This window comes from Comamonas thiooxydans (assembly GCF_000964545.1).
Taxonomy (GTDB): Bacteria; Pseudomonadota; Gammaproteobacteria; order Burkholderiales; family Burkholderiaceae_C; genus Comamonas; species Comamonas thiooxydans.
Genome location: NZ_BBVD01000013.1, coordinates 19,520 through 46,302, shown reverse-complemented (window position 1 = coordinate 46,302; position 26,783 = coordinate 19,520). Strand labels below are relative to the sequence as shown.

The 26,783-nt window shown below is 61.1% G+C and carries 24 protein-coding genes; 1 reads left to right on the top strand and 23 read right to left on the bottom strand.

From position 1 onward, the window contains the following. Positions 1–596: 596 nt before the first annotated feature. The 23 genes from Cth01_RS19060 to Cth01_RS18950 all read right to left on the bottom strand — a co-directional run bounded on the left by Cth01_RS19060 (position 597) and on the right by Cth01_RS18950 (position 25,410). Positions 597–1,844 (bottom strand): LuxR C-terminal-related transcriptional regulator, encoded by a 1,248-nt coding sequence (locus Cth01_RS19060; RefSeq protein WP_034360209.1) that lies wholly within the window; start codon positions 1,842–1,844, stop codon positions 597–599. A gap of 41 nt (positions 1,845–1,885) precedes the next feature. Beyond that, the gene (locus Cth01_RS19055) at positions 1,886–3,088 is read right to left on the bottom strand and encodes an acetyl-CoA C-acyltransferase (RefSeq protein ID WP_045840096.1); all 1,203 of its coding nucleotides are present in this window, start codon (positions 3,086–3,088) and stop codon (positions 1,886–1,888) included. 136 nt (positions 3,089–3,224) lie between these two features. Continuing rightward, on the bottom strand, positions 3,225–3,710 hold the full coding sequence (locus tag Cth01_RS19050) for a MaoC family dehydratase (protein ID WP_012837483.1): 486 nt from the start codon (positions 3,708–3,710) through the stop codon (positions 3,225–3,227). Between the two features lie 2 nt (positions 3,711–3,712). Further along, complete coding sequence (locus Cth01_RS19045; RefSeq protein WP_034378317.1) at positions 3,713–4,498, bottom strand: SDR family oxidoreductase; 786 nt, start codon at positions 4,496–4,498, stop codon at positions 3,713–3,715. 216 nt (positions 4,499–4,714) lie between these two features. Further along, on the bottom strand, positions 4,715–5,893 hold the full coding sequence (locus Cth01_RS19040; RefSeq protein WP_045840095.1) for an acyl-CoA dehydrogenase family protein: 1,179 nt from the start codon (positions 5,891–5,893) through the stop codon (positions 4,715–4,717). Next, complete coding sequence (locus Cth01_RS19035) at positions 5,890–7,029, bottom strand: acyl-CoA dehydrogenase family protein (RefSeq protein WP_233425229.1); 1,140 nt, start codon at positions 7,027–7,029, stop codon at positions 5,890–5,892. The genes Cth01_RS19040 and Cth01_RS19035 overlap by 4 nt, the downstream gene beginning before the upstream one ends. 68 nt (positions 7,030–7,097) lie before the next feature. After that, positions 7,098–7,973, bottom strand: a complete 876-nt coding sequence (locus tag Cth01_RS19030; protein WP_034396763.1) for an SDR family oxidoreductase — start codon at positions 7,971–7,973, stop codon at positions 7,098–7,100. A gap of 57 nt (positions 7,974–8,030) precedes the next feature. Then, on the bottom strand, positions 8,031–9,620 hold the full coding sequence (locus Cth01_RS19025) for an amidase (protein WP_080746878.1): 1,590 nt from the start codon (positions 9,618–9,620) through the stop codon (positions 8,031–8,033). Further along, positions 9,621–11,186, bottom strand: coding sequence for an amidase (locus Cth01_RS19020; protein ID WP_045840093.1), 1,566 nt, complete (start codon positions 11,184–11,186; stop codon positions 9,621–9,623). Positions 11,187–11,286: 100 nt separating this feature from the next. Beyond that, the gene (locus Cth01_RS19015; protein WP_045840092.1) at positions 11,287–12,441 is read right to left on the bottom strand and encodes an acetyl-CoA C-acetyltransferase; all 1,155 of its coding nucleotides are present in this window, start codon (positions 12,439–12,441) and stop codon (positions 11,287–11,289) included. Then, positions 12,438–13,577 carry an acyl-CoA dehydrogenase family protein gene (locus tag Cth01_RS19010; RefSeq protein WP_034410342.1) on the bottom strand — a complete coding sequence of 380 codons (1,140 nt, stop codon included), beginning with the start codon at positions 13,575–13,577 and terminating at the stop codon, positions 12,438–12,440. Before Cth01_RS19010 ends, Cth01_RS19015 begins: the two co-directional genes overlap by 4 nt. Before the next feature lie 17 nt (positions 13,578–13,594). Next, positions 13,595–14,749, bottom strand: coding sequence for an acyl-CoA dehydrogenase family protein (locus Cth01_RS19005; RefSeq protein ID WP_034360180.1), 1,155 nt, complete (start codon positions 14,747–14,749; stop codon positions 13,595–13,597). Between the two features lie 28 nt (positions 14,750–14,777). Next, positions 14,778–15,536, bottom strand: coding sequence for an enoyl-CoA hydratase family protein (locus Cth01_RS19000; RefSeq protein ID WP_034360178.1), 759 nt, complete (start codon positions 15,534–15,536; stop codon positions 14,778–14,780). A gap of 22 nt (positions 15,537–15,558) precedes the next feature. After that, complete coding sequence (locus tag Cth01_RS18995; RefSeq protein ID WP_045840091.1) at positions 15,559–16,647, bottom strand: NAD(P)H-dependent flavin oxidoreductase; 1,089 nt, start codon at positions 16,645–16,647, stop codon at positions 15,559–15,561. Beyond that, complete coding sequence (locus tag Cth01_RS18990; protein ID WP_034360173.1) at positions 16,644–17,546, bottom strand: enoyl-CoA hydratase; 903 nt, start codon at positions 17,544–17,546, stop codon at positions 16,644–16,646. Before Cth01_RS18990 ends, Cth01_RS18995 begins: the two co-directional genes overlap by 4 nt. Before the next feature lies 1 nt (position 17,547). Then, positions 17,548–18,318 carry a CoA-transferase subunit beta gene (locus Cth01_RS18985; RefSeq protein ID WP_034360171.1) on the bottom strand — a complete coding sequence of 257 codons (771 nt, stop codon included), beginning with the start codon at positions 18,316–18,318 and terminating at the stop codon, positions 17,548–17,550. A 12-nt stretch (positions 18,319–18,330) separates the two neighbouring features. Further along, positions 18,331–19,209, bottom strand: coding sequence for a CoA transferase subunit A (locus tag Cth01_RS18980; protein ID WP_034360169.1), 879 nt, complete (start codon positions 19,207–19,209; stop codon positions 18,331–18,333). A 16-nt stretch (positions 19,210–19,225) separates the two neighbouring features. Then, positions 19,226–20,128, bottom strand: coding sequence for a VOC family protein (locus tag Cth01_RS18975; protein ID WP_034360167.1), 903 nt, complete (start codon positions 20,126–20,128; stop codon positions 19,226–19,228). A gap of 294 nt (positions 20,129–20,422) precedes the next feature. Beyond that, positions 20,423–21,505, bottom strand: a complete 1,083-nt coding sequence (locus Cth01_RS18970; RefSeq protein WP_034396755.1) for an alkene reductase — start codon at positions 21,503–21,505, stop codon at positions 20,423–20,425. A gap of 9 nt (positions 21,506–21,514) precedes the next feature. Then, positions 21,515–22,162 (bottom strand): nuclear transport factor 2 family protein, encoded by a 648-nt coding sequence (locus tag Cth01_RS18965; protein WP_045840090.1) that lies wholly within the window; start codon positions 22,160–22,162, stop codon positions 21,515–21,517. 15 nt (positions 22,163–22,177) lie between these two features. Further along, positions 22,178–22,945 carry an SDR family NAD(P)-dependent oxidoreductase gene (locus tag Cth01_RS18960; RefSeq protein ID WP_045840089.1) on the bottom strand — a complete coding sequence of 256 codons (768 nt, stop codon included), beginning with the start codon at positions 22,943–22,945 and terminating at the stop codon, positions 22,178–22,180. 12 nt (positions 22,946–22,957) lie between these two features. Continuing rightward, positions 22,958–23,689: an SDR family NAD(P)-dependent oxidoreductase gene (locus tag Cth01_RS18955; protein ID WP_034378305.1), complete on the bottom strand. Its 732-nt coding sequence runs from the start codon at positions 23,687–23,689 to the stop codon at positions 22,958–22,960. Positions 23,690–23,922: 233 nt separating this feature from the next. After that, entirely contained in the window at positions 23,923–25,410 is a 1,488-nt protein-coding gene (locus tag Cth01_RS18950) for a short-chain fatty acyl-CoA regulator family protein (protein ID WP_034410332.1), read from the bottom strand. 171 nt (positions 25,411–25,581) lie between these two features. On the opposite strand from Cth01_RS18950, the gene prpC reads away from it, so the two are divergent. Continuing rightward, positions 25,582–26,778, top strand: a complete 1,197-nt coding sequence (gene prpC / locus Cth01_RS18945) for a bifunctional 2-methylcitrate synthase/citrate synthase (protein WP_233425228.1) — start codon at positions 25,582–25,584, stop codon at positions 26,776–26,778. Positions 26,779–26,783 lie beyond the last annotated feature (5 nt).

Below are 26,783 nucleotides of genomic sequence, written 5' to 3'. Positions count from 1 at the left end.
GAAGTTGAAGTGATCAAGAGCAGGCTTGCGAAATAGTTTCATGTCGTTGCTGTATTTGAGCGAGCCGGTCACATTTCTTCTGTTTAGCCATGCAAGTGCTTTCTTCCACAGGAACACCGGATACTCACCCTCGCGCACGTCATTCTGCCTTGGTTTCTCTAGTGAGGGGCGGGGGATTATCTTGCTCTGGAAGGCATTCGCACCGCGACCGCCAGCTTGTTTTCAAACGATTGAACTTGCGCGGATGAAATATATGAGAAGCAAGCCAGGGAGACCATGTGGCCATGCTGCGCGGACAAGCTGTGCGCAAGCAAACTCCAGGGCCTGGAGATTGATTTCGCCAAGGAATGCATGGACCCCAATCGCTGGGCTTGCCTGCAACCGTAAAGTCATTTCTGCATAGGCGCCATTTCGACCTGGCCTTCAATGAGTCGAGGCTGCTCCACGCCCGATCACAAGCGGCCTGAATCCGGGCCTCCCATCGACATGCTGTCGCGAGGAATTTTCCACGGTCAGGATTGAAAGCAGACTGCCCGGCTCTGCTCCATATACAAAAAAACGGGCCGAAGCCCGCTTTTTATTTCCACCAACCGTGGTCACTTGTTCCCCAGCCAGGCCACGCTGTTGAGGAAGATGCGCACCAGCTCGGTCTGACGGCGCACCCCCGTCTTGGAGAAGATGGAGCGCAGATGGGCTCGCGCCGTGTTGCGGCGGATGTTGAGCGCTTCGGCAGCCTCTTCAAGCGACAGGCCGTTGGCCAGTTGAATGGCCAGCGAAGTCTCGGCCGGCGTCAGCTGGAACAGCTGCTGAGCCAGCTTCACGGGAGGGTCGGCCTTGCCGCCGGTGTCGCGTACAAAGACGGCGACACTGGGACGCTGCTTGCCCTCGGTCCACTCGTCGGGAGAAATGCTTTGCACCACCACGCCCCAGTTGAGCTGGCCGGACTGCCGGCTGACCGACATGCCTTCGGTCATGGACAGGCGCGAGACCTGGGTATGCATGAGCGCATCCTTGATCAGGCGCTGCAGCTTGCGGTTGTCATTGGCGTAGTTGGCCTCCAGCATGCCGCCGGAGATCTTGAGACCGTCCTGCATGTCCAGAATGCTGGCCGCAGCGGGATTGCACTCCAGCACATTGCCGTTCTGATCGAGGATGACCACCCCCACCATCAGCTGGGCCGTGGCCTTGCTGTAGAGGGAGATGACCTGACGGTCCTGGTTCACCGAAAGATGCAGGTTCAGCGCGCGCTTGATATGCGGCAGCATCATGGCGCCAAAGGCACGCTCCTGCTTGTTGAAAGCCGGGGCACCTTCGGGCCGCGTGATGCGCAGACCGTAGACGCAGCTGTCCTTGGTGACGATGTCGGCAGCCATCACGTGGAACACCTGCAGCTGCTTGCACCAGTCGTTGTAGTAGCTTGAAGCGCGCCACTCGGACTCGGGCATCACATCCCCCACGGTCACGATACGATCGGTAGGCATGCTGCGAAACGGGCTCATGCTGATCTTGGGGCAGTTCGGCATCAGATCGCGGCGGTCGCCTGCGGCCGAGACGATCAACCCCACATCATCGGCGGAGCCTGGGCGCACTATGAGCGAGGCGTAATTGCCTCCCAGTTGCAGACGCAGAGTCTCCAGAAAAGGCTTCCAGCCTTCCGGGTCCATGGCAGCTTCATAGAGCTGACTGATCAGCGCACTGAACTGCTCGGCGCTCACGAAGGGTGCATCGGCCGATGCGCGCACGGGGGCCGGGGTGTCGAATATGGGCACATCCTTGATCACGCAAGCGATGGAACTTGGCGTGTAGGTGGAAAAACCCATCTTGGCGAAAGCGCTGTCCATCATGTTCAACTCCTTGGTTGAAGGTTGGTTGCAGACAGATCGGATCAGCTCAACTCAAACAGGCCGGCAGCGCCCATGCCGCCGCCAATACACATGCTCACCACCACAAAACGCACGCCGCGGCGACGCCCCTCCAGCAGGGCGTGACCAACCAGACGTGCGCCCGACATGCCGAAGGGGTGGCCGATGGAGATCGCGCCGCCGTTGACGTTCAGGCGCTCATCGGGAATGCCGAGTTTGTCGCGGCTGTAGATCACCTGGCAGGCAAATGCCTCGTTGATTTCCCACAGGCCGATGTCGCCAACCGTCAGCCCATGCTGCTTGAGCAGCTTGGGGATGGCATAGACGGGGCCGATCCCCATTTCATCGGCACGGCAGCCTGCCACGGCCACGCCGCGATAGATGCCCAGAGGCGCGAGGCCGCGACTGCGGGCTTCGTCGGCACTCATCACCACACAGGCGCTGGCACCGTCAGACAGCTGGGATGCATTGCCGGCCGTGATGAACTGGCCTTGCTCCACCCACTGGCCGTTCTTCCATACAGGCTTGAGCTTGGCCAGACTCTCAAGCGTGGTGTCGGCACGGTTGCCCTCGTCGCGGGTCAGCGTGACTTCCTCGCTGCCGGTGACATTGCCTTCCTTGTCAAACAGCTGCTTGACCGCGGTCAGCGGCACGATTTCATCGTCGAACAGACCACGGGCCTGTGCGGCTGCCACGCGCTGCTGGCTGCGCAGCGAGTACTCGTCCTGGGCTTCACGACTGATGCCGTAACGCTGGCTGACCAGCTCGGCCGTCTCTATCATCTGGATGTAGGCTGTGGGCTCTGCGGCCAGCACCGCCTTCGATTGGGCGCGGTACGAGTTCTTGTATTTGTTCTGAACCAGGGAAATGGACTCCAGGCCGCCGGCCACAGCGATATTCATCTCGCCGGTCATGACACCCTTGGCAGCCGTGGCAATGCTCATCAGGCCCGATGCGCACATGCGATCGATCACCATTCCGCCCACGGATTCCGGCAGGCCGGCGGTATAGCCACACAGACGCCCCAGGTTGTAGCCCTGCGTGCCCTGCTGCGCGGCAATGCCCAAAATGACATCATCCACATCCGCACCAGCCACGTTCGCCTTGTTGAGCGCCGCGCGAATGACGTGTCCGCCCAGCACCGGAGCTTCGGTGTCGTTGAAGGCACCACGGTAAGCCTTGCCTATGGGGGTACGTGCCGTCGAAACGATGACTGCGTCTTTCATGTCTTTGTCTCCTAACTTTCTTGTCGTCGCGCCCTGGGCAGCTTTTGCTGCCGTATCGAGGTCGGCTACTCTGTCGGCAGCTCATCCCTCTTCACAAAAAATGCAATCGCCCGCCGAAGCAGGCGCTTGCACACACTCAATTTTCCTGGATAAAGAACAGCCTGCTGATGGTTTCAACCACACAGCCGGGTTTATCCTGATTCCTGACCTGTACGGTGATTCGGATCGTGACCTGTACGCCGTCTTCTCCGATAGGCGTCGCCGCCACCACCTCGCCGCTGCCACGCACGAAGCTGTTCACCAGAACCGGAGCCGGAAAACGCACCTTCTCGCAACCATAGTTGACGCCCATCTTCAGCCCCTGATAGCTGACCAGCTGAGGCAAAAACAGATTGGCCAGAGACAGCGTCAGATATCCATGGGCCACGCAGGCGCCGAACGGGCCGTTCCTGGCCTGCTCGGGGTCCACATGAATCCATTGGTGATCGCCCGTGGCATCGGCAAACTGATTGATGCGCTCCTGCGTGATCTGCACCCATTCGGTCTCACCCAGCTGACGCCCCACCGATGCCTGCACCGAGGCTGCCGAGTCAAACAGCATCTTGTCTGCGACTGCATTCATGCTCAGGCCCTCTGCGAGCTGACGGACACCACTTCACCCGTCATGTACGAGGAGTAGTCGCTGGCCAGGAAGATCATCACATTGGCTACTTCCCAGGGCTCGGCACCCCGACCAAAGGCTTCCTTCTCGGACAGCTTGGCCAGCAGCTCTTCAGAGGCAGACTTCTTGAGGAAGGCGTGGATGGCGATGGAAGGTGCCACGGCGTTGATGCGGATGCCGAATTCGGCCGCTTCCAGCGCCGAACAGCGTGTGAGGGCCATCACGCCCGCCTTGGCGGCCGCGTAGTGAGCCTGCTCGGTCTGAGCGCGCCAGCCCAGCACCGACGCGTTGTTGACGATCACCCCCTTGCCGCGTGGCTGCATCAGCCTGAGCGCTGCGCGCGTCATGCGGAAGGTGCCGGTCAACGTGATGTCGATGACCTTGCTCCACTCGTCATCGCCCATGTCGACGACCTTGCAACTGGTGCCCAGACCCGCGTTATTGATCAGCACATCGATACCGCCCATGGCGCTGTCGGCTTCGGAGATCAGCGCCTGAACCTGCTCTTCCTTGCTCACGTCGCAGAGCTTGCCAAAGACCTGGTGTAAACCCGTATCCTTTTTGATCTGCTCCACGGCTTCGGCCAGCCGACGCTCATGCACGTCGGAGATAAACAAGGCCTTGCAGCCCTCCTCTGCTGCCCGTTTTGCAGCTGAAAAGCCGATACCGGCGCCAGCAGCAGCGGTAACGAGCACAGTTTTGTCTTTGAGCAGGCCGTGGGGAGCAACGTAAGAGGGAGCGCTAGTCATTTGTCATTCAAAAGTAGTTGCCTCGATCTTCCGATCGCCGCTGCGCTGCAGCATCGTCACTTTGGACGATAGGTCATTCCCTAATGTCGCTGAGAGGACATTTCAAAGGAGAAAATGCTGCAAACCACCAGGGAGAACCCGCGGTTCACAGCATCTTCTTTGGAGCCACTCAGCGTATTCACCTACTCCAATGACCAAAGGAGCAGGCGCGCTCGATCAGCGCGGCATGCCCAGTGCACGTTCGGCCATGAGGTTCATCTGAATCTCGTTGGTGCCTGCGTAGATGGTGTCGGCACGGCTGACCAGCCATAGCTGCTGCAAAGCGCTGAACGCGGGATCCTTGAGCACCAGTTCGCCCTGCTCGCCCAGCACATCCATGGCCAGCTCGCCCAGATCACGGTGCCAGTTGGACCATGCGTATTTGGATACGGAAGCCACACGGAAGGGCGTGCTCTCATCGCTGGAGCGCAGCGCATGGGCGCGCAGAGTCTGCAGGCCCATATCGGCCTTGGCCAGGCGCTGACGGATCAGCGGGTCGCGGGCAGCGCCATTGCGCCTGGCCAGGTCGATGATCAGGTCCAGCTCATAGCGGAAATGTGCCTGCTGGCCCAGAGTGGAAGCACCGCGCTCGCAGCCCAGCAGATACATGGCGACCTTCCAGCCATCGCCCACGGGGCCCAGATGCAGCGTGCCTTCGGTGCGTGCGCCGTCAAAGAAAACTTCGTTGAACTCCGAAGTGCCGGTGATCTGGCGAATCGGACGCACCTCCACGCCGGCCTGCTTGATGGGCACCAGCAGCAGCACCATGCCCGCATGGCGGGGGCTGGCAGTGCTCGCTCCGACCTCGTCGGTGCGAGCCAGCACAAACACCCATTCGGACTCATGAGCCCAGGAAGTCCAGACCTTCTGACCGTTGATCACCCACTCGCCCGTGACCGCATCACGATGGGCTTTGGTACGAATGCCAGCCAGGTCGGAGCCCGCACCGGGCTCGGAGTAGCCCTGAGCCCAATAGTCGGTACCGGCCAGAATGCCGGGCAGAAAACGCTGTTTCTGCTCTGGCGTGCCAAAAGCCATCAGCGTGGGGGCCAGCAGGGTCTCGCCGATATGACCGATGCGGCCGGGACCGCCGCAGCGCACATACTCCTCGTGGAAGATGACTTGCTGGGCCAGCGGGACGTTGCGGCCGCCGTACCGGGTCTCCCAGCCCAGGCCTGTCCAGCCGCCCTTGGCCAGCTCCTGCTCCCATTCTTTGGCCAGTTGCGCGTCATAACCTTCGGCCCCCAGACCGCTGGCATGCTTGAGCGGGGCGAACCGCCCTGTCAGATGTTGCGCCATCCATTCACGCACTTCAGCGCGAAAGGCTTCATTGATTTCCGACTCCTGCATCTTCATGCTGCCTCCGTCACGCTCTCGTCCAACAAACGCGCAGCCACCAGCTCGCGCCACTGCTCCACCGTGCCCATGCGCTGGCTGGATGCCTGCGCGCGGCGGAAGAACAGATGCGGATCAAACTCCCAGGTGAATCCCACTCCGCCGTGCAACTGAATGCTTTCGCGAGTGGAAAAGAGAGCAGCCTCCGTTGCATCTGTGCGAGCTTGGGCCGCGAAGTAGCTCAGATCGCTTGTGACATCGGCGCTATCAGCTATGAAAGCTGCTGCATAGACGGCAGAACGAGCGGTCTCCACCTTCACCAGCATCTGCGCTGCCCGGTGCTTGACGCCCTGAAAACTGCCCACGGCCTTGCCGAACTGCTGACGCTCCTTGGTGTATTCCACGGCCAGATTCAGCGCGCGCTCGGCCACACCGACTTGTTCAGCCGCCAAACCGATGGCCGCCAGATTGCGGGTCTGCGCCCACAGGCTCCTGAGCGCCTCGCCATGCATCAGCACGGCAGCACCAGTCAATCTCACATTAACGGCCATGACATCGGCACTGCTGCGTGTGGCGTCCACCGTAGTCAGCGCCTGCACGCTCAAACCTTCTTCCTTGGCGTGCACCTCCAGCAGGCCCAGCGAGCCGCAAGGCAGGGTGGCGGGCAGCAGGAACACATCGGCATGTGCTCCTGATCCCACCTGACTCCACTGGCCATTGAGCACCAGCGCATCGCCTTCGAGCTTCACGGTCGCGGCCGCGGTCAGTTCGCCACGCACCGTCATGCCCAGCACGCAGATCTGGCCCGAGGCCGCCAGGCGCTCCACCACACCCAGGCCCTGCCCGGTCTGGCTCAACGCTTGCCACAACGGCGTCACTGCGACGACAGCGTCAAAAAACGGCACACAGGCCAGGTGATAACCCATCTGCTCCTGAAGCAGAACCAGCTCGCGCCAGCCCAGACCCATGCCACCTGCGGCTTCGGGCAGGGCCACGCTGCACCAGCCCATGTCCAGCACTTCCTGCCACAGGGCACGGTCCAGCCCGCCCTCGGTTTCAGAAACCTTGCGCACCTGCGCCGTGCTGCATTTTTCCTGCAGAAACACCGCGGCGCTCTCGGCGATCATTTTTTGTTCTTCGTTCAGACTTAAATCCATGATGGCTCGCGTCCTGAGTTCTTCATCGAATGGGAAGGCCGGGCCCATGCCCCGGCTGATTCTTCTGCTTAGGTCCCGTAGACCTTCTGAGGGGCCTTGCCCTCGGCGATCAGCTGATCGACCACACCTGACAGCTCGGCAGGCTCCCAGCGCGCCTGCTTGTCATTGATCTTGCCGGTGAACCAGCCGTCGGCCACGGACAGCTCGCCGCCCTTGGCCTCAAAGCAGCGGCCCGTCACATGCCTGGACTGCGCGCTGCCCAGCCAGACGACGATGGAGGCCACGTTCATGGGGTCCCAGACGTCGAAACCTGATTCGGGCTTCTTGACCATATCGGGCATGGCGCCTTCGGTCATGGAGGTGCGCGCAGCAGGTGCCAGACAGTTGGCGGTGATGCCGTAGCGCGCCAGCTCCGCGGCCTGCACCAGTGTCAGACCGGCGATGCCGGCCTTGGCTGCGGCATAGTTGCTCTGGCCTATGGAGCCTTGCAGGCCCGCGCCCGAGCTGGTGTTGATGATGCGTGCATCCACGTCCTTGCCGGCCTTCTTCTGATCGCGCCAGTAGCCGCCAAACACCTTGGCCATGCAGAAATGTCCGCGCAGATGCACGCGCATGACCATATCCCAGTCCTCTTCGGACAGGCTCAGGAACATGCGGTCGCGCAGCACTCCCGCGTTGTTGACGATGACCTGCACATCGCCAAAGGCGGCCAGTGCCGCATCGAGAATCGATTGCGCCCCGGCCACAGTGGTGATGTCACCGGTGTTGGCCAGCGCCTTGCCACCAGCGGCCTTGACTTCCTCGGCCACGGCCTGGGCGGCTTCGGAACGGATGTCGTTGATCACCACATTTGCACCTTCTTGTGCGAAGGCCAGCGCATAAGCGCGGCCCAGGCCACCGCCTGCACCGGTGATGACGACGGTTCTCTGGTTGCAAATACCCATTTCTTTCCCCTTTTGCTTGCAATGCAGACAACCTCATGGCCGTCTGCCTTTTTGAAATTACGCTTTGAAAACCGACAGATCAGGCTGACGATGTGCCCAGGGAACGGCTTGCTCCAGCTGCGCGGCCAGCGCCAACAAACGCCCTTCGCGGCCGAACGGCGCAGCGAAGTGCGCGCCCACAGGCAAGTTGTCCCTGGTCCAGTGCATGGGCACGGACATGGCAGGCTGGCCTGTCATATTGAAAAGCGCGGTATAGGGCGAAGCCTTGACGGCTTCGCGCGCGAATGAGTCATAAGGCTGGTCCAGCGTCAGCACGCCCAACAGCGGTGGCGGCACAGCCATCACCGGGGTCAGAATCAAGTCGTACTTCAGAAAGAATCGGTCCAGAATCTGGCCGGCCGTATCGAAGTTGGTACGCGCCATCAGCATCTGCTCGGCGGTATAGGACTTGGCCTTTTCCAGATACAGCCAGTCCATCTGCTCTACCTCATCCTGGCGCACGGCGCGACCCAGCAGCTTTTCGCGGGCGCGAATGCTGGCCATCATGCCCACGGATGTCACCACGCCCAGGCCCGAGAACACCTCAGCCACAGGCAACTCCGGCATGTCCTCCACGATTTCATGTCCCAGCGCCAGGCAGGCCTTGATGGCCTTGTCCACCGCAGCCTGACAGTCCGCATGCACGGGAATGCCAAAGTAGTTCCTGGACCAGACTGCGATCCTGAGCTTCCTGGGTGCCTGCTTGAGGGCGTCCAGATAGCTACCCTCCACGTCGCGCGGCGGCACGGTGCGCGAGCCCGGCTCGCGCCCCTGCGTCAGATCGAGCAGGTGAGCGCTGTCGCGCACGCTGCGACTGATGACATGGTTCATGGACAAGCCCATCCAGCCTTCCATATTGGCCGGACCGGCGGGCAGACGGCCGCGGCTGGGCTTGAGGCCAAACAGGCCGCAGTGCGAAGCGGGAATGCGAATGGAGCCGCCTCCATCGCTGGCATGGGCCACGGGCACAATGCCTGCGGCAACCACCGATGCCGCACCACCCGAGGAGCCGCCCGTCGTGTGGGCAGCATTCCATGGATTGGGCGACTTGCCGTAGAGCAAGGACTCGGTCGTGGGCGTCTGGCCGAACTCGGGCGATGCGGTCTTGCCAAAGATATTGAGACCGGCCGCCTTGTAGCGTGCCACCAGGGTGCTGTCGTACTCTGCCACGGCCCCCTTGAAAAAGCGGCAGCCGTTGGTTGTGACCGTTCCCTTCAGATACTGGTTCAGATCCTTGAGCAGAAAGGGCACGCCCCACATGGGCGCCCTGGCTGTGGCTTCGGCACGTGCAGCGCTGCCCAGAGCCGACATCTGCCTGGCCTGATCACGTGCCAGATCGTAGTCCTTGATGACCACTGCATTGAGCTTGGGCAAGGCCTCCGTACGTGCAATCGCCGCTTCCAGCGCTTCCAGCGGCGTGATATCACCCCGGCGGATCTGTTCTGCCCAGGCGTAGCCATCCACCGCCGTCACCTCATTTTTCTTCTGTGCAGCCATTGCCGGCATGGCTGTTGCTGCGGCCACGGCACCTGCGCCCTGAATAAAGCCACGACGATCCACACCTTGATTCACTGATTCCATGCTCTCCTCCTTCTTGTTGCTGGACATTCAAGCCTTGAGTGCAGACAGGTCCGGCACGCGATGCGCCCATGGCAAGGCTTGCTCCAGCTGCGCCGCCAGACGCAGCAAGCGGCCTTCGCCACCAAACGGTGCGACAAAGTGGGACCCCACAGGGAGGTGTTCTGCCGTCCAGTGCAGCGGCACGGACATGGCCGGATGACCGCTGATGTTGAACAGCGAGGTAAACGCGGAGGAATTCATGGCCTCGGCGGCATAGCTTTCATAAGGCTGATCGAGTCGCAGCGCGCCCAGTTTCTGTGCAGGCACCACAGTGGTGGGCGTCAGAATCAGGTCGTACCTGGACAGGAATGCATCGATCAATTGCCCCGCCTTGTCGAAGCCTGCGCGGCCACGGTACAGATCCAGCGCCGAGGCCTTCTTCGCGGCCTGCAACGCAGCCCAGTTCAGCGGCTCCATCTCGTCTTCGCGCACAGCGCGGCCCAGCTGCTTCTCACGGTATTCAATGGCGCTGAGCAGACCTGCCGACATGCCTGCACCCATACCGCCAAAAATTTCGTTCACCGGCAGCTCCGGCATGGCCTCTTCAACAAAATGCCCCAGGGCCTCGCAGGCCTTGGCCGCTTTGTCCACAGCCTCCAGGCATTCGGCATGCACGGGAATCCCGAAGTAGTTCTTGCGCCAGACGGCAATACGCAGCTTGCGCTCGGGCTGGTGCATCGCTTCAAGGTAGCCCCGAGAAACATCAGAGGGAGGTCGCACTCGCGAGCCGAACTCGGGCCCAGCACTCAAGTCCAGCAGCAAGGCAGTGTCGCGCACGCTGCGGCTGATGACGTGGTTCACCGACAAACCTGTTGCGCCATCCAGCGCTCCTGGCCCTGCAGGCACACGTCCACGACTGGGCTTGAGTCCGAACAGGCCGCAATGTGCGGCCGGTATGCGGATGGAGCCGCCACCATCGCTGGCATGACCCACGGGCAGAATGCCGGCCGCCACCACAGCTGCAGTCCCACCGGAAGAACCGCCCGTGGTATGCCCGGTGTTCCAGGGGTTGGGCGTGGCGCCGTAAAGCTTTGACTCCGTGGTAGTCGTCATGCCGAACTCGGGAGATGCCGTCTTGCCAAAGATGTTGAGACCCGCAGCCTTGTAGCGCATCACCAGCGTGGAGTCCTGCGAAGCGACAGCATCCTTGAAGAAGCGGCAACCATTGCTGGTCACGGTTCCTGCCATGCTCAGACCCAGGTCCTTGAGCACAAACGGCAGACCCCACAGCGGAGCTTTGTCAGTCGCCTGTTTGCGTGCATCGCGGCCCATGGTCGAGAGCTTCTTGGCATGCTCGCGGGCCAGTTCGTAGTCTTTGATGACCACGGCATTGAGCTTGGGCAAGGCTTCAACGCGCGCAATGGCGGCATCAAGAGCCTCCAGCGGCGTGACATCGCCTTTGCGCATCTGCGCTGCCATGGTGATGGCATCGGCCTGCGCAACGGTCCTGGTGCCGACTTGAGCTTGCGCTGCTGGCAGACCCAGCGCTGCCGCTGTGGCAGTTGCTCCTGCCAGGAATGCTCTGCGATCTGAATCCGTCGCTTTGTCCTGCATGTCTTTGTCTCCGTTGATATTTTTGTGGATGACTTGCTAAGCTGCCAACACCGGATCTCCAACGCAATACAGGCACCCAGGGGTGCCTGCATGTCTGCCGTCAGAGTCTCTCGATGATGGTCACATTGGCCTGTCCTCCACCTTCGCACATGGTCTGCAAGCCGTAGCGCCCGCCGGTGCGCTCCAGCTCGTGCAGCAGCGTGGTCATGAGCTTGGCGCCTGAGGCTCCCAGTGGATGGCCGAGCGCAATCGCACCACCGTTGACGTTGGTCCTGGCATGGTCGTAGCCAGTCTCCTTGAGCCACGCCATGACCACGGAAGCAAAGGCCTCGTTGATCTCGACCAGGTCGATGTCGGACATGGTCATGCCCGCCTTCTTGAGCGCATATTCCGTGGCTGGAATCGGCGCGGTCAGGTGCCAGATGGGGTCATCGGCGCGCACGCTCATATGGTGAATGCGGGCGCGTGGCTTGAGGTTGTAGCGCTTGAGCGCTGCTTCGGACACCACCAGCACGGCAGCCGCCGCATCGCAGGTGGAGCTGGAGACGGCTGCAGTGATGGAGGGATAGTCGGGGTCCACCGGCTCCAGCGTAGCCATCTTCTCCAGAGTCGAGAGGCGAGCCGTCTCATCCATCCTGAAAGCGCCAAAGGGGACGATTTCACGGTCGAAGCGGCCCTCGGCAATCGCATTCAAAGCGCGGTCGTGGCTTTCCTTGGCAAATACTTCCATGTCGGCACGACTCACGCCCCAGTGGTCGGCAATACGCTGGGCGGCGTAGAACTGATTGACGGGTGCGTTACCGAAACGCGCCTGCCAGCCTTTGCTCTCGGCAAACGGCGTAGTAAAGCCCAGGGGCTGACCGGCGAGCATGGCCGAGGAAATGGGAATGGCGGTCATGGTCTGCACGCCACCGGCCAGCACCACGTCCTGCGTGCCACTCATCACGGCCTGGGCCGCAAAATGAATGGCTTGCTGGGACGAGCCGCACTGGCGATCAATCGTGGTGCCGGGCACGTTCAAGGGCATGCCGGCTGCCAGCCAGGACGTCCGGGCAATGTCGCCAGCCAGAGAACCTATGGTGTCCACGCAGCCAAAGATCACGTCGTCATAATCGGCTGCGGGAATGTCGTTGCGCTCGACCAGCGCTTTGATCACATGGGCGCCGAGATCGGCACCGTGCACAGTGGCAAGAGAGCCCTTGCGCTTTCCGGTAGGAGAGCGCAGCGCATCAACGATATAAGCCTGGGCGCTCATGCAGCCACCTCTTCCGCAACGTTCTTAATAGCATCTTGCGCAGAGCAGGAGGCACATGAATCGATTTCTCGATCAAAAGTCGATCCGGGGCCCACCGGGGCATTGGGACTGCGCAGCAGGCCCTGAGTCAGGCGGGCCGCGTGGTATGCCTTGTCGCCCCAGGCAGCGTCCAGCACCCAGGCTCGCTTCATGAACATCTGCAGATCGACTTCCCAGGTGTAGCCCATGGCGCCATGCACCTGCAGACTGTTGCGTGCCGCAAACCAGCTCGCTTCACTGCACTGGAGCTTGGCGTGCGAGATACGCACGGCCAGATCGGGTTCACCGTGCTGCAGCGCATAGAAGGCACGGTAGAGCACAGGTTTGGCAAACTCGATCTTGGTGACGATGTCCGACAGGTGGTGCTGCACGGCCTGAAAGCTGCCGATGACCTTGTCGAACTGCTTGCGCTGCGCCACATAGTCCACCGAGAGATCCAGCATGCGCTGAGCCTGGCCCAGCATCTGGGCAGCTGCGGCGATTGCACCGCGCTCGCCGGCAGTGTCCCAGACCTTCTGACCCTGAGTGCCGTCGAGCAAACGGGTGGCATCGGATGCCGTCCAGCGTACCCGTGACAGACGGCGCGAAGAGTCGATACTGCTCAGCGCCGTGATCTCGCACTGTGCAGGCCTGACCAGGTGCAGCTCCAGGCCGGTGGCCGTGGCATGGGGCAGCAACAGCACATCGGCCAATGCCGCGTCCGCCACATTGAGGTTGACGGGATGGCCCACGGCCACGCGGCAGCTGCCTTCGGCAATCCTGGACAGCCAGACACGGCTCTCATGTCCTTGCGGCAATGCACACAGCATGCCCACGGCCACATAGGCGGTGTCGCTCAGGGAATCGGGCAGAGCGTAATAGCCCACTTCCTGCAGCAGCAGTGCCCAGTCCACATCGGCCATGCCCATGCCGCCATCGGCTTCGGGAGCGGACAGGCCCATCAGGCCTTGTTCTGCAATCTTGGCCCACAACTCGGGGCTGCGACCGGTCGGAGTTTCCCAGATGTCGCGCAGCAGCTCGGGGGCTGCTTCGGTCATCAGAAAGCGGCTGATCGAGTCACGGAATGCGATTTGATCTTCGGTAAAGGTGAAGTCCATGGTTGTCTCCCTGCCGATCAGGATTTGGGCAGACCCAGCATGCGCTGAGCGATGATGTTGCGCTGGATCTCGTTACTGCCCGCGTAGATGGGACCTGCCTGCGAGAACAGGAAACCTTCCAGCCATTCGTTGGCCTCGACGTCATCGATGAGCTCGGCACGCGCGCCTAGAATGCGCATCGCGGTTTCGTGAATCATGATGTCCAGCTCGGACCAGACAATCTTGTTGGTGCTGGCTTCGGCGCCAATCTGTGCGCCCTTGTTCAGGCGGCCCACCGTGTGATAGGAAGACAGCGTGTATGCCTCCGCCCCCTGCCAGGCACGCAGCACGGCATCGCGAATGGAGTGATCGCGGTCGGCCTCGACCTGATTGCGCAGATACAGGTCCACCAGCTTCTGCGCACTGCGCTGATAGCGGGCGGGAGAGCGCAGCAGCAGGCCGCGCTCAAAGCCGGCCGTCGCCATCGCCACATGCCAGCCTTTGCCTTCTGCACCCAGCAGGTTCTCCACGGGTACTTCGACATCGTCGAAGAAGATTTCGGCAAAGTGCTCACGGCCATTGATGGCACGAATGGGACGCACGGTGATGCCGGGCGTATTCAAGGGCACCAGTATGTAGCTCAGACCATGATGGCGGCTTGATGTCGGATCACTGCGGAACAGGCCGAACACCCAGTCGGCAAAGATCGCACGGGTAGACCAGATTTTCTGACCGTTCAGAATGAATTTGTCACCCATGCGTGTGGCGCGGCTGCTGATGGCTGCCATGTCCGAGCCGGCGTTGGGCTCGGACCAACCCTGGGCCCACATATCGTCGCAGCGGGCCATACGGGGCAGAAAGCGGGCTTTCTGCTCGGGCGTGCCGAATTCCATCAGCGTGGAGCCCAGCAGCAGAATGCCGTTCTGGTTCACGCGGGATGGCGCATCGGCTGCCCAGTACTCTTCTTCAAAGATCAGCCATTCGGTCAGGTCGCAGCCGCTGCCGCCCAGGTCCTTGGGCCAGGTCACGGCGCTGTAGCCGGCGCTGGCCAGCTTGGCTTCCCACTGGCGGTGCTGCTCGAAACCCTCTCGAGTGTCATAGCTCTGCAGTCGTTCCTTGGGCACATTGTTCTTGAGCCATTCACGTACCTGGGCACGGAAGGTCTTCTGCGCTGGGGTGTATGTCAAATCCATGGTTGTCTCCTCTTCGCGCTAGTGATGCTCAGAATTTGGCGTCGCGCTTTTCCACAAAGGCGCTGCGCGTCTCGGCGGAATCTGGACTCATATAGGCTTGCAGGGTGAATCCCTGCTCCCAGCGGTATTTGTCTTCGAGATTGCCGTCTTCGATGCCGGTCAGCGCCTCCTTGGCGATGCGGATCATGGCGGGGCTCTTGGCGGCAATCTTGTTGGCGATCTCCATGGCGACGTCGCGCAGCTGCTCACGGGGAACAACACGCTCGATGGCACCCAGGCGCAGGGCTTCTGCCGCAGCGATCATCTCGCCCGTAAAGAACAGATAGCGAGTCTTCTGCACGCCGAACATGCGCTGCAGATGGGCGGCACCACCCATGGCTCCGCGGTCCACTTCAGGCAGGCCGAAAGTGGCGTCTTCCGCGGCGATCACGATGTCCGATGCCCCGCAGATACCGATGCCGCCGCCCAGCACAAAGCCGTGCACGGCGGTGATGACGGGTACCTTGTTCAGGTGCACGGCCTTGAACGTGGCGTAGTTGCCTGCGTTCACGTCGATGATGAGCTTGTCGTTGGTCGCCAGCTCCTTGATGTCCACACCCGCGCAGAAACCACGGTTTTCGGCACGGATGACGATCACGCGCACCTCGGGCCTGTCGCCCAGCGCCTGGATTTCCCGGGCCAGGCCATTCCAGCCGGCTGCATTCAAGGCATTCACGGGAGCACGGTCTATCACCAGCTCCGCCACGCCGTTGTCATGAATATTGGAGTGAAATTGTTGAGTGGACATATCCGGTCTCGTTGGCTTGTTGTTATGCGGGAGTCAATGAGTTCAATGCGTTGCGACGGTCCATGGCCTGGCGGACAATGCCGCCTATCACTTCCTCGCAGCTGTCGAGACGGCCAATCAGCGCGGCCACCTGGCCGGCAGACATCACGCCCTCTGCGGGATTGCCATCGACCATGGAGCGCTGCAGCAACATGGGGGCGTTGGCAGCCATCACGGTCTGTGCGACGGAAGACGAGTCTTCGCGCATGGCCTTCATGAAGATGCTCAAGGCCTGGCCCGTGGTCATGCCGGTCTCCGCCTTCCACTGCAATGCCAGACCCAGGGCGATGCGCAAGCGCTTCATGGGGCTGGCTTTTTCGAGCATGGCCAGGTATTCGTTGGGAATCATGCGCTGGGGCATGCCATCGACCAGATGCGAGATGGAGATCTTTTCCGCATCCCTTGCAGCCAGATAGCGCTGAAGCGTGGCGGCGGGCACCTTGGAATCACTGGTCATCAGAAACCGCGTGCCCATGGCAATACCCGATGCGCCATAGGCCAGAGCAGCCAGCAGGCCACGGCCGTCATAAAAGCCGCCTGCGGCAATCACGGGCACCTCGACCGCATCCACTACCTGAGGCAGCAGCACCGTGGTGGGAACGCTGCCTGTATGGCCTCCCCCTTCACCGCCCTGCACAGTGATGGCATTGGCGCCCATCTCGATCGCCTTCTGAGCATGCTTCAGGGCTCCCACTGTGGGCATGCAGACGATGCCGGCATCGCGCAGACGGCCTATCACCTTCTTGTCCGGACCACGGCCGTAGCTCACCGCACGCAGACGGTACTTCACGGCCAGATCCAGCAGTTGCTGGGCATTGGGCTGAAACATGTGAAAGTTCAGCCCGAAAGGTTGGTCGTCGGTCTCGCGCTTGACACGCAGAATTTCGGCTTCGATCCTGTCAGCGGGAATGGTGGCGCCGGCCAGAAAGCCGAAGCCGCCGGCGTTGGTAGTACCTATCACCAGATCAGCGCCCGCCACATAGCCCATGGCCGTCTGGATGACGGGGTAGCGGCACCCCAGCAGGTCGCAGATAGGAGTGCGCAGACTGCCCATATCGTTCATATTGCTCATGCCTTTGACTCTTCTTTATTGGCCTTTGCCATGGACCTGGCATCCTGGCCGCCCAGTTGCCCCATGCCCATCGCCTGACTGTGCGCGTGAGCAAAGTGGTGGTAGCCAAAAGCCATGTCCATGGTGGAACGCAGCCCCTGCAGCTCTTCAGCCTTGTTGACGACCATCTTGGTCAGTGCCAGGCCCAGACGCGGCTGTGCCGCCATGCGCTGGGCCATGGCATAGACCTGGTCCTCGAGCTCGGCACGCGGAACCACGCGGTTGACCATGCCCATCTGATAGGCGCGCTCTGCCGGCATGCGCTCGCCCAGCAGCAGGAACTCCTTGGCAATACGCGGATGCAGTTCGTGAGCGTGGGCGAAGTACTCCACACCGGGAATGCCCATGCGCACCACGGGATCCTGGAAAAACGCATCGTCGCTGGCCACGATCAGGTCGCAGACCCAGGCCAGCATCAGACCGCCCGCCACGCATGCCCCCTGCACCATGGCAATCATGGGTTTGGGGATCTCGCGCCAGCGTCGGCACATGCCCAGGTAGACCTCCTGCTCGCGGGCAAACAGCTGCTCGCCGCCGGGCTTGTTGGTGTGGTCCCACCACAGGTGTGCACGGTCAAAGGACTTGTTGATGTCTCGGCCGGGCGTGCCGATATCGTGACCCGCACTGAAGTGCTTGCCTTCGCCGCGCAGCACGATGACCTTGACGCTATCGTCATCGGTCGCCTTGCGGAATGCAGCATCCAGCGCATAGGTCATCTGCGAGTTCTGCACGTTGTTGAACGTGGGCCGATTCATGGTGACCGTGGCAATGCCGTTGTCCACGCTGTAGAGAACGGGCTCGTCCGTTTCATAGACGGCTTTGTCCTCGCGTGTCACAAATTCGCTGGATGCATCATCCATATCAGACTCCCATGGCCGTAGCGCGCAGATTGTGCGGATCGAGCTGAGCCAGCAAGGCCAGTTGCTCGGGCGTAGGATCAGGTGTCACTCCCACGTTCTCGGGAACATGGATCGGAAAGCCCGTGGCCTCCTTGACCTGCACCGCCGTCACGCCGGGATGCAGCGACACCAGGCGCACTTGATGACTGGGTCCGCCAAAGTCCATCACACACAGATTGGTGAAGATGAAGCGAATGTCGGTGGTCTCCTCCAGCGTCCAGCCCTTGGCCAGGCGCGCAGGGTTGTAGCCCACGCTGCCCACGGCATCGACCTCACCCGGGACAAACACCTTGGTGCTGTGGTTGGGCACAAAGAAGGAATTCGCGTGGTTGATCGAATTGCCGGGGAAGCCGCGCACCCCCAGCATCATGGACTTGGGACGAGCGTAGTCGCTGCCCACCATGGAGATATTGCCCTGACCGAAGCGGTCCACCTGCACGGGGCCCACCATGGCGTGGCGCTTGCCTCCCCAGACGTTGTCGAAGATGCGCGAAAAACCCATCCAGCTTTCACGCTTGATCTTGTATTCACCTCGTGGACCTACGGGCACGGGCTCATTGACCACCCAGGCTTCGGAGTCCGTCATCATCAGATCGGTGTTGATGGAACGCATGCACAGCGAAGCCGCCAGACGTGGCACCAGGCCAATGCCGGTGGCCAACACCTCGCCGTCGTTTTCCCAGGCACGTGCCGCGGCGCAGATGACGCGATCTACCAATGCAATTTCACTCATCTCTGTGCCTCCTCAGAACACGGGCAAGGGCAGGCGCTTGATTGCTTCCATGCCACCCACTTTTTCCAGATATTCCTGCTCCGTGCACTGCACGTATTTCTGCTGGTAGCTGCTCCAGCCGCCCTCTTCCTTGCTGCTGGCCGCGTATTCCTTGAAGTGCTTGACATCAAAGCCATACAGAGGAGCACAAGACGATGGGTGAGCACCGCCGGGCAGATGCACGACACCCGTGGTTTCAGAGCGCTCCCAGAACACCAGGCGCGCGGCTTGCTCCGAATCGAAGCTGCTGGACTCGACCAGTTCATCGCAGCTCACAAACGTATTGGTTGCGGCTCGCGCAAACAGGTCGTCCATATAGATATCGGGCCCGGCAATCTGGCAGACACCGCGAGAGTCCGCGCGATCCACGTGCAGCAGGGCCACATCCAGATTGATGGCGGGCATCGCCACCCACTCCTTGCCGTCGTAGGGCGATTCGATAAGGCGAATGGAGCTGTTGTGCTTGAGCACATCGGTGCCCAGACCGACTCGGGTGGGAATGTAGGGAATACGCATGCCGGCAGCCTTCAGGCCCAGCACCATATGACCTTCGTCAATTTCCATGACCTCGATCTCACCACTCTGGCGGGCCTTGCGAAAGTACGGCTCCAGCGGGATGAAGTCCAGCGACACGAAGGCGAAGATCAACTTCTTGACCTTGCCTGCCGCACACAGCATGCCCACATCGGCACCGCCATAGGCCACCACGGTCAGATCCTTGACGGGGCTGCGCAGCAGCTCGCGCACCAGGGCCATGGGCTTGCGCCGGGGCCCCCAGCCACCAATTCCGATCGTCATGCCGTCCTTGATGGATGCCACCACGTCCTTCGCTGTCATCAATTTATTGGCCATGTCTCCAAGCCTCCTATCAGTTGTTTTCAGGGCGGCCCACGCTGAAGTCGTGCCCCCAGAGGCTTACGGTCGTGAACTCGTGCGTGATGTGATGTTCCCAGTCGATGATGGCGCCGCCATAGCCGAACTCCAGGTCGAAGTTGGAAGGCGTCTTCATGTAGAACGAGATCATCTTGTCGTTGGTGTGCTGACCCAGAGTGGCCGAGAGCTTGACCTGGCTCTTTTGCATGCGGTCCATGGCACGGCCCACTTCGGGCATGTTGTCCACCTCCACCATCACGTGCACGCAACCCGAGGGAGAAGGGAATTCGGCCAGAGCCAGGCTGTGGTGACGAGCGTTGGCGCAGTGGAAGAAGTGGATTCGGACCGTGGGGCCGGCATCGCCTGCGGGCTTGAAGTTGTAAATATCCGAGAGGCCAAAGCCCAGCACATTGCGCACAAAGGCCACGGTCTTGTCAAAGTCGGGAGCAGGCAGCACGGTGTGGCCCAGACCATAGTCACCGGTGATGAAGCGCGAAACACCCTGGGGCGATGCGAAATGGCTGAAGTCGGACTTGAAGCCCCAGACGATCTCATGACGGTTTCCAGACGGATCCATCACGATGGCCAACTCCTGCACATGGCGCTTGGCACACAGTTCGGAGCTGCCCATTTCGTAGTGCACATCAGCGGCCTGCAGCACCTTGAGCGCCTGCTCGAAGGCTTGCTTGTTGGCCACTTCCCAACCTGATGCGGAGTATTTGTCATTGCTGCCAGGCTGAACCTGGAAGCGAAACTGACGCTCATCCATCTTGATCAGCAGATCGCCATCGGCAGTGGTGCTCGGCATCATGCCAAGCACGTCACGTGCGTAGTTGACCCAGCGATCCAAATCAGAGCTCTCGGCAACAACGTACGCTAGTCCACGTATTTCCATCATGATGTCGGGGCCTCCAACCCAAATCCTTTAGTGATGCAGAGGATTCTGAAGAGGAGAGCCTTTGCAAACATCGTCCATTGAGACTAACGATTTGCCGCTTCACTACCCAAATTTAATAGCACTCATACAAGAATCAGCATGTAGTTCAGCGGAATAGACTAGATTGCTTTCAGCCTTTTGAAACAGGCCGATCCGACACCCTTGCGACAGCCGTGAAAACCCGCAGTACGAAAAAAAAGGCCGCACCCCCATACGGGAATGCGGCCAACACGATGAACTCAGTTTCTTGATGGATCAGACGGTCTGCACTTCTTCTGCAGACGCATAGTCGTTGTAGCCCCTGGCACCGGGGGTGTAGAGCGTGTTGCGGTCAAACCTGGCCAGAGGCAGGCCCTGGCGCATGCGCTGCACAAGATCGGGGTTGGCGATGAAATGCCGCGCAAAAGATACCGCCTTGCCCTCGCCTGCCTGCAACGCGGCTTCGGCGCTTTGCGCATCAAAGCCATCGTTGAGAATCAGGTTCTCGCCAAAGTTCTCACGCGCCAGCTTGAAGGCATCGATTGAAGGATCGAAGACCGCACGCATCACATGCAGATAGGCAATGCCCAGCTTGGCGGCCTGACGCATCAGCTCGGCATGGGTTGCCGCGGAGTTTTCATCCGCCGTGTCATTGAAGGTGTTGCCGGGGTTCAGGCGCAGCCCCACGCGATCGATGCCGATGGCCTCCCCCATGGCGCCCAGGCATTCCACAGCGAAACGTGAGCGACTGCTGGCGTTGCCACCATATTCATCGGTACGCTGATTGGTACTGGAGTGCAGGAACTGCAGACTCAGATAACCGCTAGTGCCATGCAGCTCGACGCCGTCAAAGCCCGCATCCATGGCGCGCCGAGCAGCTGCAGCATGCCCGGCAATCGCCTTGCGCACTTCTTCGGTGGTCAATGCCTGGGGCTGGTCGAAATCCTGCATGCCTGCCGCATCGGTCCAGATCTTGCCCTGAGCCTGAATGGCGGACGCCGATACGGAACGCACACCAGCGGGTTTGATATGACTGCTGCCGATACGACCGGAGTGCATGATCTGCAGCACAATGGATCCGCCACGCGCATGCACGGCGTCCGTCACACGGCGCCAGCCGCGCACATGAGCGGCAGTTTCGATGCCGGGCTGACGACAGTAGGCTTGACCCGTGACCTCGGGCCAGGCCCCTTCAGCCACGATCAGGCCGGCATCAGCGCGCTGGCCATAGTGCTCGGCCATGATGTCGGTGGGCGTGCCATCGGCATCGGCGCGGTTGCGCGTCATTGGGGCCATGACCACGCGGTTCTGCAGAGCAATCTTGCCCAGCTGGGTGGGCGTGAAAAGCGTTTGACTCATGCCGACTCCTTAGCGCACACGCATGCGCGGCGCGGGTGTGCCACGGCGCATGCTTTTAAGGAACTGCTCCAGGGGCGCGGGCGCGGCCACTTGCGGCAACTCATCCTTGTCAGGGCGCTGGGCCCAGAATTCCTTCCAGCTCGGGAACAGGTCGTGGAAAGCGCCATGGTAGGGCTCACGACCGGGCCAGCGCATCTTCATGTCGCCAATCGGCGGCTTGTTCAGGTCTGTGGCATACCAGTAACAGGGCAGACGGCGACGGAAATACCACTGGCCGTCAATGCGCTCGTAGTCGTCCCAGTACAGCATCTGCATGATGACCCACTCGGCACCGCACTCATGCTCGTTCTTGGAGTAGACCACGCCGGTGGCGTGATCCCGGTCCACAAACTCGATGATGTGCTGGCCCAGATGGTGCGAGGTTCCCGTGAACTGGTCACGCAGCGTGCTGTCCTGCCAGGCCATGAAATGCGCCCGCCCCACTTTTTCCTTGCCAACCTTGATATCGGGAGCGAACAGGTTCACATGGGCGCCCATGTCACGCATGTCCAGGGACAGGGAGTACTTGCCAGCCAGCTGGCGAATCGCATCCAGCGACTCCAGCCTGTCGATACGCTCATCCAGCGTTTGCGGCCACTGATTCACGGGTTCACTCATCTCTAAAGCTTTCTGTTACAGCGCAGTCACCAGAACGGCGGAACGACCACCATCCACGGGCAGTGCAGCACCTGTCACATAGCTGGCTTCATCGCTGGCCAGGAACAGCACGGCATTGGCCAGCTCGCCGGACTGACCGACACGGCCCATGGGGATGAGCTTTTCGGTGTTCTTGCGCGATGCCTCATCAGCCAGCATTCCCGCTGTCGCAGGGGTCTCCACCACGGCAGGAATCACCACGTTCACGCGCACGCCAGCAGGCGCACCTTCGGCGGCTGCAGCACGCGAGAAGTTGAGAATGGCCGCCTTGGCTGCCGAGTAGCCCGACATATAGGGCGTGCCCAGCGTGCCGCAGATGGAGCCGATATTGACGATGGAGCCGCCCTTGCCGGCCATCAGCTTCAGCGCTGTGCGCGTCCCCCAGAAGGTGCCATCCACCGAAGTGCTGAAGTTGGCATGCCAGTCGGCCGTGGTCATGCTGTCGATGCCGCCCCATGTGTAGGCCATGGCGTTGTTGACCAGAATGTCCAGGCGGCCATGCTTTTTGGCAGTCTGCTCCAGCGCACCAACGAACTGGGCTTCGTTGCCCACATCGGCCACGATGGCCTCGGCACTGCCGCCTGCTGCCTTGATCCTGGCCACGACTTCGTCGAGAGGCTGCTTGCGGCGGCCGCAGATCACCACGGTTGCCCCCTCCTGTGCGAAACGCTCAGCCGTTGCGGCACCGATACCGGAACCACCACCGGTCACAAATGCAATCTTTCCTTCCAGACGCTTGCTCATGCTTGTCTCTCCTTAGAGGAAGGCGCTGCCGCCGTTGACTGCCACGTTCTGACCCGTCACAAAGCCGCTGTCGTCGCTGGCCAGGAACACTGCCACCTTGGCGATGTCTTCTGGCTCAGCCATGCGACCCATGGGCACGCCGGCGATGATGGCATCGGCCCACTCCTGGGGAATGCCCTGCATCATGGGCGTGTTGGTGGGTCCGGGAACCAGTGTGTTCACACGGATCTTCTTGGACGCCAGTTCCTTGGCCATGCCACGGGTCAAGCCCATCAGGGCGGCCTTGGAGGCGCAGTAGTGCGCCGGACCGTCACCGCTGACAGCCGAGGTGCTGGAGATATTGACGATGGCACCACCCTTGCCTTCCTGCATCTGCTTGACGGCGGCACGGGCGCAGTAGAAAGCGCCATTCAGGTTCACGCCAATCACGCGCTCCCAGGTCGCATCAGGAATATCGGCAAATTGGTCCACCGAGCCTACGCCGGCGTTGTTCACCAGCACGTCGACGGCGCCGAGCTTTTCGCGGATTTCGACAAACAGCGCATCGACCGCAGCGCTGTCGGCCACATTGGAGGAACGGGCCAGATGCTTGCCGCCCCTGCCTTCCAGGGTCTGTCTGGCTGCTTCTTCATTCAAGTCCACGGCCACCACAGTGGCACCCTCATCGGCAAAACGCTGTGCAATCGCTCGCCCCATGCCCTGGCCCGCCCCCGTGACCACGGCAACTTTTCCGGCTAAACGCATTCTTGTCTCCTTGTTGATGTGCAATCAAAACTTGGAGACAGCGTATGAAGAAATCGCCCTCAGCCCATCGTCCAAGAAGACTAAGCAAATTTTCTCGGAATGCTATCAAATGAATAGCAATAAATACAATACAGATTTTTGCTCCAATGCATTTTCACGCCTGTTAATCAGTTGGTAACAGCAATCCAGCGTCAGATGCATCCCCCCAACTTCACCGCACATGGCAGCAGCAACTAGCCGCCATAGGGGACAAATCCGCTCTCGTTTTCATTGACTTTGAGCGGTTTGGCTACGTACGGAAAAGCACGTTGCGGGCAAGCGCTGCGCTCGCATACCTTGCAGCCCATGCCGATAGGTGTGGCCGCTCCTATATTGCGCAAATCCATGCCTTGGGAGTACACCAGCCGCGCGGCGTGCTGCAAGTCGCAGCCCAGGCCGATGGAGAAGGTCTTGCCTGGAGCCCCCCAGCCCTGGCCGGCATGGCTGATGGTGCGAGCAATCCACAGGTAGACGCGCCCGTCCGGCATGCTGGCGAGCTGGGGCACTATGCGACCCGGCTGGGTAAAAGCCTCGTACACCACCCACAACGGGCAGGTGCCGCCTGTCTTGGAGAAATGAAAATGCGTGGCCGACTGGCGCTTGCTGATATTGCCAGCCCGGTCCACTCGGATAAAGAAAAACGGCACACCCGGCGCATCGCTGCGCTGCAGGGTTGAGAGACGATGACAGACGGTCTCGAAGCCCACACCGAAGTGCCTTGCGAGCAAGTCTATGTCGTAGCGCAGGCCTTCGGCTGCACGCAAGAACTCTCCATATGGCAGCACAAATGCCCCGGCTACATAATTGGCCAGCCCCATGCGTGCCAGCCGGCGCGTGGCCTCGTCCTGCCAGGGCACGCTTTGCAGCTCCCTTTCAAGCAGTGAATCAAACTCCAGCAGCGCCAGTTGCGTAGCCAGCTGAAATGCCTGCTGCATGGGACTCAGTTGCGGAGCCACATACAAGGTGCGCGTGAGCGCATCGTAGCGCCTATGGCTGCCCGCTTTCTCAGCAGTCCCGACATGAGCATGCAGAACCAATACACCATGTCGTGCCTGCAGCCGGTATTGCAGCCAATCATGCAGATGACCGCCTTGCTCTGCAGCCTGCCGAGCCAGCGCTTCGGCTGCACGATCAAGCGCATCAAGGTAATTGCGGTGGGAAAAAAAGAAATCACGCACCGCCTCGAACGGCATCTGGCGCGAGGGCTGCGTCAGCAGGCCTGCCATTGCGCCATTCCCGGCGACATCTCTGTGAACTGAGGTGTCGGCATCCGGCCCGGCGCGGCCATCACTCAGATGGGCGGTCAAGGCCTCCAGCCGCTCGGCGTCCGCCAGGTGACGCTGGTGCATGGCCAGCAGCATCTGTGCCATCTGCGGCAGCTTGGCTGCGACCTCACGCAGCTCGGGAAGCGGCACCGAACCTTCTGGCTGAGGCATGGCGGCCACCGCATCGCGCAATTGCGCCAGCAAGCGGGCCTCCTCATCCTCGGAGAACTGCTGGATATCGACGCCCAGCACCCTGTGAATCTTGAGCAGCACGGCCACCGTGAGCGGGCGCTGATCCTGCTCGATCTGATTCAGATAGCTCGGTGACAACTCCAGCGCCTGGGCCAGCGCAGCCTGCGTAAGACCACGCTCGGCACGCAGGCTGCGCAGGCGTACGCCCATGAAGGTCTTGGCCATTGGCTTGCTCCTTGTTTGTTGATCTCAAAGATTCGCAAAATTTGCAAATACATGCATTCAGTTTCGCAAGCATTCACCAATTCAGTTCTATACGCAGAGAAAGCAAATGCGTAGATTGCGAAGTATCGCAGACCAGCAAGGACCTGCACTGCACATCCAAAGGAGACACCCATGAGCACTGTGACAGCCCCAACATCCCCAATATCTTCAACCGCCATTAACCACGCCGCCGCAAGCTTCAGGCCAAAAAAGTCCGTCGCCCTCTCCGGCGTGACAGCAGGCAACACGGCACTGTGCACCGTGGGCAGGAACGGCAACGACCTGCACTACCGCGGCTACGACATTCTGGACATTGCCAAGGTCTGCGAGTTTGAGGAGATTGCCCACCTGCTGGTACACGGCAAACTGCCCACCCACGCAGAACTCAGGGCCTACAAAGCCAAGCTCAAGGCTTTGCGCGGCCTGCCCGGCAGCGTGAAGACTGCGCTGGAACAGTTGCCCGCCGCCAGCCATCCCATGGACGTGATGCGCACCGGTGTCTCCGCCCTGGGCTGCGCGCTGCCGGAGAAAGACGACCACAATCCTCCTGGCGCCCGCGATATCGCCGACCGCCTGATGGCCTGCCTGGGCAGCATGCTGCTTTACTGGTACCACTTCAGCAACTCGGGCCGCCGCATCGAGGTCGAAACCGGGGACGACTCTATCGGTGGCCACTTTCTGCATCTGCTGCATGGCACAAGGCCTTGCGAGAGCTGGGTGCGCGCCATGCATACCTCGCTCAATCTGTATGCCGAGCACGAGTTCAATGCATCGACCTTCACGGCCCGCGTGGTGGCAGGCACGGGCAGCGATATGTACTCGGCGATTACCGCTGCGATAGGCGCTCTGCGCGGCCCCAAGCATGGCGGAGCCAATGAGGTGGCGTTCGAGATCCAGAAGCGCTACGACAACCCGGCAGAGGCCGAGGTCGATATCCGCCGCCGCGTGGATGCCAGGGAAGTCGTGATCGGCTTCGGCCACCCCGTCTATACCGTGAGCGACCCTCGCAATGTGGTCATCAAAGGCGTGGCCAAAAAGCTCTCGGACGAGGCCGGCAGCAGCAAGATGTACGACATTGCCGTGCGCCTGGAATCAGTGATGTGGGAGGTCAAGAACATGTTCCCCAATCTCGACTGGTTCAGCGCCGTCAGCTATCACATGATGGGCGTGCCCACCGCCATGTTCACGCCGCTGTTCGTGATTGCCCGCACCAGCGGTTGGGCGGCGCACATCATCGAGCAGCGCCAGGACAACAAGATCATCCGTCCCAGCGCCAACTACACAGGCCCGGACGATCTGCATTTCGTGCCTATCGAGGCACGCCAGTAAGCTCC

Coding starts and splice junctions, on each gene's coding strand:
- Cth01_RS19060 (WP_034360209.1), bottom strand. CDS start 1,844: ATGATGGACAGCGCTTTCGCCAAGATGGGTTTTTCCACCTACACGCCA.
- Cth01_RS19055 (WP_045840096.1), bottom strand. CDS start 3,088: ATGAAAGACGCAGTCATCGTTTCGACGGCACGTACCCCCATAGGCAAG.
- Cth01_RS19050 (WP_012837483.1), bottom strand. CDS start 3,710: ATGAATGCAGTCGCAGACAAGATGCTGTTTGACTCGGCAGCCTCGGTG.
- Cth01_RS19045 (WP_034378317.1), bottom strand. CDS start 4,498: ATGACTAGCGCTCCCTCTTACGTTGCTCCCCACGGCCTGCTCAAAGAC.
- Cth01_RS19040 (WP_045840095.1), bottom strand. CDS start 5,893: ATGAAGATGCAGGAGTCGGAAATCAATGAAGCCTTTCGCGCTGAAGTG.
- Cth01_RS19035 (WP_233425229.1), bottom strand. CDS start 7,029: ATGGATTTAAGTCTGAACGAAGAACAAAAAATGATCGCCGAGAGCGCC.
- Cth01_RS19030 (WP_034396763.1), bottom strand. CDS start 7,973: ATGGGTATTTGCAACCAGAGAACCGTCGTCATCACCGGTGCAGGCGGT.
- Cth01_RS19025 (WP_080746878.1), bottom strand. CDS start 9,620: ATGTCCAGCAACAAGAAGGAGGAGAGCATGGAATCAGTGAATCAAGGT.
- Cth01_RS19020 (WP_045840093.1), bottom strand. CDS start 11,186: ATGCAGGACAAAGCGACGGATTCAGATCGCAGAGCATTCCTGGCAGGA.
- Cth01_RS19015 (WP_045840092.1), bottom strand. CDS start 12,441: ATGAGCGCCCAGGCTTATATCGTTGATGCGCTGCGCTCTCCTACCGGA.
- Cth01_RS19010 (WP_034410342.1), bottom strand. CDS start 13,577: ATGGACTTCACCTTTACCGAAGATCAAATCGCATTCCGTGACTCGATC.
- Cth01_RS19005 (WP_034360180.1), bottom strand. CDS start 14,749: ATGGATTTGACATACACCCCAGCGCAGAAGACCTTCCGTGCCCAGGTA.
- Cth01_RS19000 (WP_034360178.1), bottom strand. CDS start 15,536: ATGTCCACTCAACAATTTCACTCCAATATTCATGACAACGGCGTGGCG.
- Cth01_RS18995 (WP_045840091.1), bottom strand. CDS start 16,647: ATGAGCAATATGAACGATATGGGCAGTCTGCGCACTCCTATCTGCGAC.
- Cth01_RS18990 (WP_034360173.1), bottom strand. CDS start 17,546: ATGGATGATGCATCCAGCGAATTTGTGACACGCGAGGACAAAGCCGTC.
- Cth01_RS18985 (WP_034360171.1), bottom strand. CDS start 18,318: ATGAGTGAAATTGCATTGGTAGATCGCGTCATCTGCGCCGCGGCACGT.
- Cth01_RS18980 (WP_034360169.1), bottom strand. CDS start 19,209: ATGGCCAATAAATTGATGACAGCGAAGGACGTGGTGGCATCCATCAAG.
- Cth01_RS18975 (WP_034360167.1), bottom strand. CDS start 20,128: ATGATGGAAATACGTGGACTAGCGTACGTTGTTGCCGAGAGCTCTGAT.
- Cth01_RS18970 (WP_034396755.1), bottom strand. CDS start 21,505: ATGAGTCAAACGCTTTTCACGCCCACCCAGCTGGGCAAGATTGCTCTG.
- Cth01_RS18965 (WP_045840090.1), bottom strand. CDS start 22,162: ATGAGTGAACCCGTGAATCAGTGGCCGCAAACGCTGGATGAGCGTATC.
- Cth01_RS18960 (WP_045840089.1), bottom strand. CDS start 22,945: ATGAGCAAGCGTCTGGAAGGAAAGATTGCATTTGTGACCGGTGGTGGT.
- Cth01_RS18955 (WP_034378305.1), bottom strand. CDS start 23,689: ATGCGTTTAGCCGGAAAAGTTGCCGTGGTCACGGGGGCGGGCCAGGGC.
- Cth01_RS18950 (WP_034410332.1), bottom strand. CDS start 25,410: ATGGCCAAGACCTTCATGGGCGTACGCCTGCGCAGCCTGCGTGCCGAG.
- prpC (WP_233425228.1), top strand. CDS start 25,582: ATGAGCACTGTGACAGCCCCAACATCCCCAATATCTTCAACCGCCATT.